The sequence below is a fragment of the Paenibacillus sp. FSL K6-2393 genome (genome assembly GCF_038002545.1).
In the GTDB taxonomy this organism is placed as follows: Bacteria; Bacillota; Bacilli; order Paenibacillales; family Paenibacillaceae; genus Paenibacillus.
This window is the reverse complement of the sequence record NZ_JBBOCU010000001.1, coordinates 2,131,624-2,144,027: the sequence shown is the minus strand read 5'-3', so window position 1 is coordinate 2,144,027 and position 12,404 is coordinate 2,131,624. Positions and strand designations below refer to the sequence as shown.

General features: G+C 45.3%; 12 protein-coding genes. 2 read left to right on the top strand and 10 right to left on the bottom strand.

The features are described 5' to 3' along the window. Positions 1-79: 79 nt before the first annotated feature. A complete protein-coding gene (locus tag MHI14_RS09380) occupies positions 80-1,414 on the bottom strand; it encodes a PhoH family protein (protein ID WP_024628438.1) in 1,335 nt (444 codons plus the stop codon). 152 nt (positions 1,415-1,566) lie between these two features. Here MHI14_RS09380 and MHI14_RS09375 point away from each other — a divergent pair, with 152 nt between their 5' ends. Next, a complete protein-coding gene (locus MHI14_RS09375; protein ID WP_341130225.1) occupies positions 1,567-2,262 on the top strand; it encodes a YhcN/YlaJ family sporulation lipoprotein in 696 nt (231 codons plus the stop codon). 7 nt (positions 2,263-2,269) lie between these two features. On the opposite strand, the gene MHI14_RS09370 is transcribed toward MHI14_RS09375, so the two are convergent. The 6 genes from MHI14_RS09370 to MHI14_RS09345 all read right to left on the bottom strand — a co-directional run bounded on the left by MHI14_RS09370 (position 2,270) and on the right by MHI14_RS09345 (position 8,040). Further along, entirely contained in the window at positions 2,270-2,722 is a 453-nt protein-coding gene (locus MHI14_RS09370; RefSeq protein WP_341130224.1) for a pyridoxamine 5'-phosphate oxidase family protein, read from the bottom strand. A 98-nt stretch (positions 2,723-2,820) separates the two neighbouring features. Continuing rightward, positions 2,821-3,882, bottom strand: coding sequence for an LCP family protein (locus MHI14_RS09365; RefSeq protein WP_036614987.1), 1,062 nt, complete (start codon positions 3,880-3,882; stop codon positions 2,821-2,823). 90 nt (positions 3,883-3,972) lie between these two features. Continuing rightward, a complete protein-coding gene (locus MHI14_RS09360; RefSeq protein WP_036614990.1) occupies positions 3,973-4,269 on the bottom strand; it encodes a YlaH-like family protein in 297 nt (98 codons plus the stop codon). Positions 4,270-4,567: 298 nt separating this feature from the next. Further along, positions 4,568-6,412, bottom strand: coding sequence for a translational GTPase TypA (typA, locus tag MHI14_RS09355; protein ID WP_091028450.1), 1,845 nt, complete (start codon positions 6,410-6,412; stop codon positions 4,568-4,570). 176 nt (positions 6,413-6,588) lie between these two features. Continuing rightward, a complete protein-coding gene (locus tag MHI14_RS09350; protein ID WP_341130223.1) occupies positions 6,589-7,083 on the bottom strand; it encodes a hypothetical protein in 495 nt (164 codons plus the stop codon). Positions 7,084-7,380: 297 nt separating this feature from the next. Continuing rightward, complete coding sequence (locus tag MHI14_RS09345; RefSeq protein WP_133385547.1) at positions 7,381-8,040, bottom strand: TerC family protein; 660 nt, start codon at positions 8,038-8,040, stop codon at positions 7,381-7,383. 87 nt (positions 8,041-8,127) lie between these two features. Here MHI14_RS09345 and MHI14_RS09340 point away from each other — a divergent pair, with 87 nt between their 5' ends. Beyond that, positions 8,128-8,838, top strand: coding sequence for a TerC family protein (locus MHI14_RS09340; protein WP_133385548.1), 711 nt, complete (start codon positions 8,128-8,130; stop codon positions 8,836-8,838). 124 nt (positions 8,839-8,962) lie between these two features. Here the strand turns inward: MHI14_RS09340 and thiI are convergent, their stop codons facing one another. The 3 genes from thiI to MHI14_RS09325 all read right to left on the bottom strand — a co-directional run bounded on the left by thiI (position 8,963) and on the right by MHI14_RS09325 (position 12,282). Next, entirely contained in the window at positions 8,963-10,204 is a 1,242-nt protein-coding gene (gene thiI / locus MHI14_RS09335) for a tRNA uracil 4-sulfurtransferase ThiI (protein ID WP_341131690.1), read from the bottom strand. A gap of 5 nt (positions 10,205-10,209) precedes the next feature. Continuing rightward, positions 10,210-11,358: a cysteine desulfurase family protein gene (locus tag MHI14_RS09330; RefSeq protein WP_091028441.1), complete on the bottom strand. Its 1,149-nt coding sequence runs from the start codon at positions 11,356-11,358 to the stop codon at positions 10,210-10,212. Positions 11,359-11,529: 171 nt separating this feature from the next. Then, positions 11,530-12,282: a lytic transglycosylase domain-containing protein gene (locus MHI14_RS09325; protein ID WP_133385550.1), complete on the bottom strand. Its 753-nt coding sequence runs from the start codon at positions 12,280-12,282 to the stop codon at positions 11,530-11,532. Between the last annotated feature and the right edge of the window lie 122 nt (positions 12,283-12,404).

Sequence of the window (12,404 nt, the reverse complement as noted above, 5' to 3'; positions counted from 1 at the left end):
ACTTATTTTTTCAGCAAAAAGCCGGCTCCAGGAGCCGGCTTTAATAACAACATTTTCCGGGAAATAAATCCCCTAAATATTACAATAAATCAGCTGCAAGCTGTGCCAGCTTGGACCGTTCTCCTTTTTCGAGCATGATGTGTCCGCTAATTCCCTCTTGTTTGAATCGTTCCACGATATACGTCAGGCCGTTACTGGCAGAATCAAGATACGGATGGTCTATCTGTTCGGGGTCTCCCATCAAAATAATCTTACTGCCTTCACCGACCCTTGATACAATGGTCTTCACTTCATGGCGGGAGAGGTTCTGAGCTTCATCAATAATAATAAACTGTCCAGGTATCGATCTTCCACGTATATACGTTAAGGCCTCCACCTGGATACTGCCAAGCCCCATTAGGATTTTATCGATATCTCCGGCTTTTTTGGTGTCAAACAAAAACTCCAGATTATCATAAATCGGCTGCATCCATGGACGAAGTTTTTCTTCTTTCTCACCAGGCAAGTAACCGATATCTTTCCCCATGGGAACGACAGGACGAGCAATCAACAGTTTTTTGTATTTATGATCATCCTCTACCTTTAGTAGACCTGCTGCAAGTGCCAGCAAGGTTTTCCCTGTTCCAGCTTTACCGGTGATGGTAACAAGCGGGATGTCATCATTCAAAAGGAGTTCTAGTGCCATGCGTTGTTGTGCGTTACGTGCGCTAATGCCCCAGACATTATCATTACTGAGGAAAAGCGGCTCCAGCTTTGTTCCCTCTGTATTGACTTTAAGCAGAGCCGATTTATTGGTTCCCATCTCATCCTTGAGAATGACAAATTCATTTGGATACAACGAATAAGACAACTGCAACGGTTTGATCGGTAAAAAACGATATGTGTAAAACTCATCAATCACTGACGGATGAACTTTTAGGGCCGTATAACCTGGATATAATTCACTGAGTCCTGCCGTCCGATCTGATAAGTAATCCTGTGTGAACAGACCAAGTACATCCGCTTTGATACGCACAAGTACATCTTTACTGACAAGCACGACCTGACGTTCGACTACTTCCTTTTCATTCTCCTCAATCTGATAATTCAGTGCGACAGCCAAAATGCGATTATCGTTGGACACTTCACCAAACATTTCCTGAACTTTCACGAAACTCCGATGATTTAGCTCTACTTTCAGGTTACCTCCATTAGCCAAAGGTACCCCACTGTGCAAGTGACCCAGCTCACGTAATCCGTCTAACAGTCTGGATACATTACGGGCATTACGCCCAATTTCATCGGCATTTCTTTTTTTGGAGTCGATCTCCTCCAGTACAACCGCGGGAATGATTACCTCATGTTCCTCAAAGGCAAATATGGCATTGGGGTCATGCAGAAGCACGTTGGTATCCAATACAAAAATCTTTTTCATTCAATCCCCTCCAAAGCGGCGTCGTTAAAGGCATGGATAGTGTGATCTTTCAGCAGCGGCATGGACAATCATGATCCCATACATAAATGTATTCGACTAGGGCAAAATAATTGTCAACCATTCTGAAAAACTCCGAGAAAGGATGAACATTTATGAAAATATGGGTTTGCACGCTGCTTCTGATCTTTATACTTACAGGTTGCAACAGTTCCACACGCAGCGCTTCGCCGAATCAAGGGTCACATGCGAAAGGTTACGGAGGAAATGTAACAACTCAGCAAGATCAAGGGAAAGGATCTCACATGCTCAATGCACAGGAAGATCGGATGAATCCTTCACGTTTGGACCGCCTCAATGAGAATACAGGTGAAGTCCATGATACCAACATTGCGGATGATGCAAAGAGTGGCCGGATGCCCAATGAAAAACGAATCAATCACCTTAAAGCTCTTGCCAAGCAAGTGGAAGGTGTTGAAGATGCGAACTGCGTCATACTCGGTAATACAGCCGTAGTTGGCATCGATGTTGATGGTGAACTGGAACGTGCTCGGGTTGGTACCATTAAGTACGCTGTTGCCGAGGCACTTCGCAAAGACCCCGAAGGTGTAGATTCCATCGTTACTGCAGATGCAGATGTCACTGAACGAATTAAAGAAATCGGTGAACATATTCGTCAAGGGCACCCCATCTCCGGTTTTGCTTCAGAACTTGCTGACATGGTGGGACGAATTATCCCTCAACTCCCGAAAGACGTCAAAGTCCGTCAAAATCCGGATGAAAACGTGAATCAAAAACAACAAATGCAGCAGCTGCATTCATCTGACAAAAGACAACAAAAAGCCCAGTGATCTCTCACTAGGCTTTTTTCATGGCAGCAAAAACCTGCTCATCTAATTTCTCAGCGGCACGCTGATCATATATTTTGACATATTGAGGCACAGAGGACAATTGAGCGCCGTAAAACAGAGCATTCCTCACCGCTTCAATTGTGATGTCGAAACAGCACATATTAAATGGAACATCCCGCAGCGGATCTTGTCGTACCACAGCACGTCCGTTCACTGCGTACACCATCTCTTCTCCAAAGACAGTAACCGTAATGAGCGGATTAGTAATCATGTTATTCACTAAACGTGAACGATGATCAATCGCTAAACGAAAAGTAGAAGCATTCTCCGCATAAATCCAGGAGATGGCTGTTGAAGTCGGACCTCCGGATTCTACATCCACTGTGCTCAGAAGCACAAAGGTCTCATTCTTGAATTGCTGTAAAAGAGATTCAGTTAATTGTGTGACGGCTTCGGACATTCAACCAGCCCCCTAACCTTCTTTATGCAATTCTTGTACTTGGTTTATGTTATTATAGCATACCGATTAACGTGCTTCCAATCCCAAAAGAATGAAGGTTATTCGCCTGAAGGTGAAGCCGTTACTTTACCTGAAAGTGTATCTTGTAAAGCCTGCTTGGCATTGGCGAGTTCCGTCTCATTAATATACACATATGGACTTCTCCACTCTCCGGTAACCGGAGTATAATGTACATCCGAAGTGGAAATATTCCAATACGTGGAGATAAAGTTTTTCATTTGTTCCGATTCCACATCTGTCGTCATATTCTTGTCAACTGCACCAATCACCTTGCTGATCTTTGTAATGCCCCCAAGAGATTTCATCTGATCCAGCATGGAGTTCAGCACTTGGTTTTGACGTTTGTTACGATCAAAGTCATTGGATTCATCAGTCTTTGGATTACAATTGGATTTGCGGTAACGAACAAAATCTAGTGCTGCTTTACCATCGAGATGTTGTGCGCCTGCGACCAGATTGATATCTGTACCATCGGCTGTATCTCTATAACACATATTTTTATCCACAGTCACATCCACGCCACCCACGGCATTGACAGCATCACGGAATGCCTGGAAATTCAGGACGGTTGTATAATTAATATCAACATCCAAATACTTGCCCATCATTTCTTTCATCTGATCCTCTGCATTTTTGCCAGTGGTTTTTTCTTGTGCTTTGAATCTTGGATAATAGGAATTCAGCTTGTTGGATTTGTACCCATCCAATTGAATACGCGTGTCTCGAGGCAAAGATACAATGGTTGCCGTCTTGGTCTCCGGATTCAACGAAGCCACCATAACAACATCCGAGAGATATGTGCCAGTTTCAGGACGGTTATCTGTGCCTAATAACAGCATCGTGATCGGTTTGGTTGTGGCTGACATCCCGGGAGGTACCGGTTTATCGATGCCTGTATCCACGACTTGATTGTATACCCAGTACGCATATCCACCGCCTACCACAATGGCAATAACCAATAGACTTAAAAGGATCCTGCCAAAAGCATTCATTCTCTTTTTCTTCTTAGGCTGCTTGCCCTTGCCATTCTTCGATCCAGAAGCACCGGATTGCGTCGGTGCCTGTCTCCGTGGAGGCAGTCCGTTCGAATTTGAGTTCATATCTTCAACACCTTTATCACATCTGTTTTTGTCTAAATAAAAGACAACCGCTTTCCCTAAGGAAAACGGATGGTCTGTACAAGACAGGATTTATGAGTTTCGAGCGGCAGCTTCCGCTTTTTTCTTTTGACGACCTTCAATAAAATAACGCACTCTCACTAACAACATCAAACCAACCGCGACCAACAAACATTGGATGATGGGCAGCTTGTCGATCTGAAAAATAAGAAGCATGAATGTGCCCATCGCCATCAAAATATAGAGAACGATTTCCTTACCAAGTGGCAATTTCTGACGTACCCGAAACACCTTGTTATATACGTAAGTAATCAATACAAAGATGACGATGTAGGCTACGATCGGGTGTGATGCGAACCATGCTTGCATGCACAGCCAGCTCCTTTCGTGTTCATGCTAGGATATAAGTTAACTATTGTAAAACCCTTTCGATAACTCTGAATAAAACACACATCGGAGGTGACCGTTCCGGTATCGGATCGTTCTTTTGATCGCTGTTATCCCCAGATTTTTTTGATCCATTTTTCAATGGTAAAATCCGGGGATAAAGGCGAACGCTTCGCTTCTGCAGAATCGATTCCGATCCCTTCACTACTTCCACTGTGCGTAACATCGTTAACTTCTGTGTTCCATCAAATGCTAACTTATATATATTATTTTGTTGTTATTAGGCTTTCGAAGCCATTTTGCGTTGTTTTTCTGCACGTTCACGCTCGGATTTATTCAGGATCTTCTTACGAAGACGAATAGATTTTGGTGTAATCTCACAATATTCATCTTCATTCAGATATTCAAGCGCCTGTTCCAAAGAGAAGATAATCGGAGTTTTAATTTTAACCGTATCATCTTTACCGGAAGAACGAACGTTAGTCAGTTGTTTTTCTTTGCAGATGTTAACAACGATATCATTGTCACGTGTATGTTCACCAACAATCATACCTTCGTAGATTTCAGTACCTGGCTCCAAGAAGAGCGTACCGCGATCTTCAACGCCCATCATTCCGTAGAACGTAGATGTACCCGTTTCAGTGGAGATCAGCACGCCTTGGTGACGTCCACCCACTTGACCGGATACTACTGGAGCGTAGCTGTCAAATGCATGGTTCATTACACCGTAACCACGAGTCAATGTCAGGAAGTTGGTGCTATATCCGATCAAACCACGTGCTGGAATCAGGAACTCCAGACGAACTTGACCACTACCTGTGTTGACCATGTTAACCATCTCTGCTTTACGTGCGCCCAGGCTCTCCATTACGGAACCCATGCTTTCTTCAGGGATATCAATCAACAAGCGCTCAAGAGGTTCCATTTTCTTACCGTCTACTTCTTTAACGATAACTTCTGGTTTGGATACTTGAAGCTCATATCCTTCACGACGCATATTCTCAATCAGGATACCTAAGTGAAGCTCACCACGTCCGGAAACGACAAATGCATCCGGGCTATCCGTTTCGTCAACACGAAGGGAAACGTCTGTTTCCAATTCTTTTAACAAACGCTCACGAAGTTTACGGGAAGTTACCCATTTACCTTCACGACCTGCGAATGGACTGTTGTTCACGAGGAACGTCATTTGCAGTGTAGGCTCATCAATTTTCAAAACTGGAAGTGCTTCTGGATTGTTTGGATCAGCGATGGTTTCACCAATGTTGATGTCCTTGATTCCTGCAATGGCAACGATGTCGCCTGCTCCTGCTTCTTCCGTCTCAATACGTTTGAGACCCTGGAAACCGAACAGTTTCTCGATACGTGCAGTTTTGCTCTTACCATCACGCATAATAACCGTTACCGATTGTCCTTGACGGATCACACCGCGGTTAACACGACCAATGGCAATACGGCCAAGGTATTCATTGTAGTCCATCAAAGTAACGAGGAATTGAAGTGGTTCTTCAACATTTTCGGTAGGGTGTGGGATATGACTAACGATGGTATTGTAAATCGCCATCATGTTGTCATCCTGTTTTGCAGGATCATTATCCATGCTGGATGTTCCGTTCAATGCGGAAGCATATACAACAGGGAATTCAAGTTGTTGATCGTTGGCACCCAGTTCAATGAACAGGTCCAATACTTCATCAATAACCTCAGTCGGGCGAGCCGCTGGACGGTCAATTTTGTTAACAACAACGATTGGTGTCAGGTTATGCTCCAGAGCTTTACGAAGCACAAACTTCGTTTGTGGCATACAGCCTTCATATGCATCAACAACGAGCAATACGCCGTCAACCATTTTCATGATACGTTCCACTTCACCACCGAAGTCGGCGTGTCCTGGTGTATCCACAATGTTAATCAGGTAATCTTTATAAGTTATAGCCGTGTTTTTGGCCAAAATCGTAATACCGCGTTCACGCTCCAAATCGTTGGAGTCCATTGCGCGCTCCTGTACCGTTTCGTGATCACGGAAAGTACCGGATTGCTGGAGCAACTTGTCGACGAGCGTAGTTTTCCCGTGGTCGACGTGGGCAATAATCGCAATATTGCGAATGTGTTCTCTTGAATGCATGGTTTGTATCCATATCCTTTCCAATTTCAATTCTTATCTACTAAACTTCCCGCAATTTCGCAGGTTACTCACAAAATAAGCGTCGGTGATATCCCGACGCATGTCTATATCCCTTATATTATAGTTTATTATAGGTAAAAATCAAGATATTTCGCACGAAAAGACCACTGGGAATGTTACCAGCCTCTCCCTTGACGTCCTCGCCCAAGCAATAACCAGACTCCGGCCAAGATCAAAAGGACAGCAAGTACATAGATTATTCCCGTTTGCAGCAAGGTAAATCCGAATAATATGATGGACACCGCACCAAGGATCAAAGCTGCAGGTAACACATATTCCGGTCTTCGCCGTTCAGCCATTCCATATTCGACTAGCCCTATGGCGATCCCAAGCAAGAATGCTGGCCACAGCCTGCTCATAAGTCCAGCGCCCCATGTATTCGTTATACTGAACAAAACACCATACACCGTTAGTATGCCGGCAGGAACGAGTGACCATGATGGTGAAATGCGCGCATAATATAACGCATGAAGGGCGATGCCTGGCAGCAGGATCAGCAAAGGCCAGAAATTGCGACCAATAAATCCAAACACGCCAAACTTGCCAAGAAGAATAATAATTCCCGCAGCTGCAATAAATAGTCCAATCGCTTTTTCATTTCTCATCCTCATCTTCAATCACCTCTTATACTATGGCTATGTACTTTATTTCTTCATAAACGATACGCATTCCATGCTGACTGTTGATTTTCAAACCTGTAATCCTGCTTCTAGTGTATCCGATGTTTCGGCAAAAAACTATACTTTATGTCGCACTCTGCGTGTGTCCTTTACCTGTATTACCCTAAAATGTGCAACTTATGACCAGCCCAATGGTTGTTGTATTTACAAGCGTATTCTCTCAACACAAAACCGCCTAAACCCGACGGTTCAGACGGTCATATGTGCAAGCTTTTATCCAAAATTAAACTATGCGTTCTTCCGCACAAATTTATGTGCGCCTCCAATCGCAACCACAAGACAAGCCATTGCTACGGGTAGCAGCGTATGCACCTCTGATGCCATACCTCCCAGCCATTCTCCTAACTTGGGGTCTTTCATCACCATCTCACCTGCTGTGAAGGCTAAGATGCCTGCTCCGGCGAATACAAGAATCGGAAATCGCTTCAACAAACCAACAATTAACCCGCTCCCCCATACGACGATGGGGATACTGATTGCAATACCAATGACAATCAAAGCCAAATCTCCATCTGCCAAAGCCGCTATGGCCAAAACATTATCCAAGCTCATTACAAAATCGGCAATCAGAATGGTTTGAATGGCTTTCCAGGTCGTAGAAACTTCTCGAATATGTACTTCATCATCATTTTGAAGCAGCAGCTTTACTGCAATCCAGAGTAGCAACAGCCCACCTGCTGCTTGGATAAAGGGAATTCCCAGCAATAATACCGCTACAAAGGTTAATACGCAGCGTAACACTACCGCACCAAAAGCCCCCCACCATACCGCCTTTTTACGTTGTATTGGTGGAAGATCCTTGCTGGCAAGCGCAATAACAACCGCATTATCTCCACTCAATACCAGATTGATCATTAAAATTTCAGTTAACAGCCATAGCGTATCCATGTCCTCATCCCCCCACATTAACTTGTATGTCAGAGTTGTCCATGCTATTCTTAATGATTGAACCGTATATAAGGAGTGACATATCTCATGGAGCTATTTAGTCCCACATTCTGGCTGGCTTTGCTGAACGTTGTCTTTATTGATCTAATTCTGGCTGGGGATAATGCCATCGTCATTGGTCTCGCAGCTCGAAATTTGCACCCTTCCGTGCAGAAAAAGGCGATTCTATATGGAACTGGCGGCGCACTTTTGATTCGAATTTTAGCAACAGTTGTTGTTTTATGGTTGCTTAAAGTTCCGTGGCTCTTGCTTGTGGGAGGCATACTTCTGATCTGGATTGCCTATAAATTATTGGCGGATCAGGGAGATGAACACAATGATGTTCAGGCGGGAACTTCCTTGTGGACCGCTATTCGTACCATCGTGATCGCAGATGCAGCCATGGGACTCGATAACGTGATTGCAGTTGCTGGAGCAGCGCAGCAGCATCTCGTGCTTGTCATCCTTGGACTCCTGATTAGTGTACCGATTATCGTCTGGGGCAGTACCCTGTTTATCAAGCTAATTAATCATTTTCCTTGGATCATCTATGTCGGAGCCATTGTTCTGGGGTATACGGCTTCTAATATGATCACTGAGGAACGGCGACTCTTGCCTTACTTTACTGAACATCCGGCATTGCGCATTCTCTTCATCGTTGTGGTTATTGCAGGCGTAGTCTTTGCAGGTTATCGCAAACGCTCCAGCAGTTCCAGCCACAAGGGATCTGGCGGGGAACAGCAGCGCTCCTATTCGTAGGCTAATTTAAACTAAAAATTTTATCTGAATACAGCAAAGGACTGAACGATATTTCATCGGACAGTCCTTTTTTTTGCAGTTAACATAGCCCTTATTATGTCAGCCATGCTAATTTTTATTGATTTTAGAACCAGTCATCCTTCATGCCATTATCTTCTGTCTGACTCGTTACCACAGAAGTTTCACCGGCGTGCAGTGTGATCGTTTCAGTTTGTTCCACCGCTTGATCCACCCATTCTGGCAGATGGCTCATGGTTGATTCAATTTTATCCACAATTCGAAGATTGGGATTGGTTGAAGGTGACTTTGGCACAAAGAGAGTACAGCAATCCTCATATGGCAAAATAGAAATGTCATACGTTCCGATCTGTTTGGACAGGGTAATGATCTCCTGTTTATCCATCATAACCAGTGGTCGCAAAAGTGGCAGATCTGTCGCACGACCAATGACATTCATACTCGGAAGAGTCTGACTCGCTACTTGGCCCAGGCTATCCCCGGTGATCAGTGCTAGTGCCCGCTCACGCTCGGCAAGTTTGGAGGCAATTCGCAGCATTGAACGTCTCATCAGGGTAATAATCAGGTTGTCCTGACCCAGCTGGGTAAATGCCGTTTGGATCTCCGTAAATGGAACCAGATGCAGCTTGATTGTTCCTGCATGATCAGCAAGGGCACGCGCCAAATCAATGACTTTTTCCTTGGCACGTTGGCTTGTGAACGGGTAACTGTAAAAATGTACACATTCCACTTCCAGTCCACGGCGCATGGAAGACCAGGCTGCAACCGGGCTGTCTATCCCACCTGATAGCAGTACCATCGCTTTCCCATTTGTACCCAGCGGAAACCCACCTACTGCCGGAATGGTTTCGTTGAAAATATAGGTGCCCTGATCCCGAATTTCCACTCGCAGCTCAATATCAGGTTGGCGAACATCAACACTCAATTGCTGGAACTTCCGAAGGATCGGGGAACCGACCAAATGGTTCATTTCATGGGAAGAGTTCGGGAACTCCTTCCATACCCGCCTTACATTTACCTTAAATGTGGTGCCTTCTTTGAATTCTTCTTCCCTTTCGTCCATAAACGCAACTGCTGTTTTTACAATCTCATCAAGCTCGGATGGAGTAACTTTAACCGGACTAATCGACATCACACCGAATACCCGCTTCAGCACCTTAATCAGTTCAGTATGTGATTCACCGCCAAGATCCACATAGACACGGCCATATTCTTTGCGAAGGCTCGCTCCTGGATAAGGTTTAAGCAAAGCTTTCACCTGTGTAATGATCGTTTTTTCAAATCGGGCACGATTTTTCCCTTTTAACATAAACTCTCCGAAACGGAGAAGCAGCATATCATATTTCATATCCATTACATCCGCCTTTCGAGGGGCCGCAACTGCGCCACCATCTGATGTAAAGCCTGTTCAAGCAAGGCTACATCTTCTTCTGTATGTTCATCTCCAAGACTAATACGCAATCCGCCACCAGCACAAGCTGCATCTCTGCCCATCGCAAGTAGAGCCCGACTCGGTTCAGCCGAGCGCGAAGAACAGGCAGATTGGGTCGAGATGGTTACACCAAGTTGCTCCAAGGTGTGCAGCGCCACTTCTGCCTTCATCCCGGGATAGGAGAAGTGCACAATATGAGGTGCCCCCTCTGTGCGACTGTTCAATTCAAATTCAGGAATGGCACGTATCGTTTCCATCAGTCGATCGCGTAGCACCGTTGTACGTCGGGCAAAATCAACCTGCCCTTCTGCTGCCATCCGCATGGCCTTTGCCATGCCTACCAGCAAGGCCACGTTTTCTGTGCCTGCTCTTAGGCCCTGCTCCTGTGATCCTCCTGACAATAGTGGCGTAAGCTCCACTCCACTTCGCACATACAGGAGACCTGCTCCCTTCGGTCCACGAATCTTGTGAGCAGACAGACTGTATAGATCTGCCCCCCAAGCGGCAGGTGTAGCCTTCATTTTTCCAAAGCCTTGAACACCATCCACATGGAAAAGCACCCGTGGTGCTTTCTTTTTGAGCTGTTTGCCGATTTCTGCAATCGGATGGATGGCTCCTGTTTCATTATTTACATGCATCAGACTCACAAGCACCGTGTCGGGCCTGATCGCGTCTACAACCTGCTGAGCGTTGACCACTCCATCGGAATTCACAGGTACTAATGTCACTTCCCATCCCCACTGCTGCAATTGCATAAAACTTTCATACACCGAGGCATGCTCGGTAGCCGTAGTGATGATGTGTTTGCCTCGTGACTGATAACGTAATGCCACACCTTTTATCGCGAGATTATTGCTCTCGGTCGCACCGGAAGTAAATACAATCTCCTCAGGCTTAACGCCGATTGCCGCAGCACAGCCGGATCGTGCACGACGCAGCAACTGATGGGCACGCTCTCCATACCCATGGATGGAGGACGGATTACCGAATTGTGTCTCCATAATTTCGGCCATCGTACGAATTACATCCGGATGGGGAGGTGTGGTTGCAGCATAATCAAAATATTTCAAATGAGGTTAGACCTCCCTTATCTCTTCGTTCATGAACCTACAGTGAGCATTGTAACACGATACCCATACAACACAAAAAGACCAACAGGGAACAGGCGTTTCAAGCGCTACTGCTCCCACATTTGATCTTGTCCTGCCTATCATTGTTATCGCAAATGTCTATCTGTGAGTTTAGATCACATACTTCGACTGTGCCTTCTCCACCTTGGAGATATAATTCTGTGTTTCGGAAGGCAAACGGTTAAGTACACTCATCAGTTCGCTATCACTCGACACGCCCAGACGTGAAACACGACCTGGTCCTGCATTATATGCAGCAAGTGCCATCTTCACTTCTCCACCGAAACGCTGGAGCTGAAGGGAAAGATACTTCGTACCCGCATCAATGTTCTGGGCAGGATCAAATGAATTACTCACACCCAGCCCTGCAGCCGTGCCATCCATTAATTGCATGAGCCCTTTGGCACCGGCAGAAGACACCACATTTGGGTTAAAATTGGACTCTGTGTCAATGACGGCCTTGATCAATGATTCAGGAACACCGTATTTGGAACTTGCCTCGGCAATCAAAGATTCATAATCCGTAGGTACAGATGCACCGGAATCCACGATTCCTGTATTGGATGAAGATAATAAAGACTCAACGATGTTATTGGGGACAGCGGACGATCCTGCCGTATTTATATCCGGATTGTACGTGCTTCCGAGTTGCAGCCACAACAAACCATCACTGGATCTTTTGGAGACCGTAGCGGTGGAATCCGTATTGCTCGTCGAATTGGCACCCGTGCCTAACAGCCCGTCCATCACATTGGCGAAATCCACTGTTGAACCAGCATCCGATTGTGATCCACTGGTTTGGTTATTCACATTGGATAGTTGCAGTTCCAACAACTGCCGCGATCCGCTTGGATCAATCTGCATGAGTTATACCCACTCCCGTATAATTAAGCGTATTATGACCTTATTCTACATCGTTTTACAGCAAGGTTCCATTGTTTTCAAAAAAATATATGAATCTCTCCATATAACTTGCACATATACGA

Coding starts and splice junctions, on each gene's coding strand:
- MHI14_RS09380 (WP_024628438.1), bottom strand. CDS start 1,414: ATGAAAAAGATTTTTGTATTGGATACCAACGTGCTTCTGCATGACCCC.
- MHI14_RS09375 (WP_341130225.1), top strand. CDS start 1,567: ATGAAAATATGGGTTTGCACGCTGCTTCTGATCTTTATACTTACAGGT.
- MHI14_RS09370 (WP_341130224.1), bottom strand. CDS start 2,722: ATGTCCGAAGCCGTCACACAATTAACTGAATCTCTTTTACAGCAATTC.
- MHI14_RS09365 (WP_036614987.1), bottom strand. CDS start 3,882: ATGAACTCAAATTCGAACGGACTGCCTCCACGGAGACAGGCACCGACG.
- MHI14_RS09360 (WP_036614990.1), bottom strand. CDS start 4,269: ATGCAAGCATGGTTCGCATCACACCCGATCGTAGCCTACATCGTCATC.
- typA (WP_091028450.1), bottom strand. CDS start 6,412: ATGCATTCAAGAGAACACATTCGCAATATTGCGATTATTGCCCACGTC.
- MHI14_RS09350 (WP_341130223.1), bottom strand. CDS start 7,083: ATGAGGATGAGAAATGAAAAAGCGATTGGACTATTTATTGCAGCTGCG.
- MHI14_RS09345 (WP_133385547.1), bottom strand. CDS start 8,040: ATGGATACGCTATGGCTGTTAACTGAAATTTTAATGATCAATCTGGTA.
- MHI14_RS09340 (WP_133385548.1), top strand. CDS start 8,128: ATGGAGCTATTTAGTCCCACATTCTGGCTGGCTTTGCTGAACGTTGTC.
- thiI (WP_341131690.1), bottom strand. CDS start 10,204: ATGAAATATGATATGCTGCTTCTCCGTTTCGGAGAGTTTATGTTAAAA.
- MHI14_RS09325 (WP_133385550.1), bottom strand. CDS start 12,282: ATGCAGATTGATCCAAGCGGATCGCGGCAGTTGTTGGAACTGCAACTA.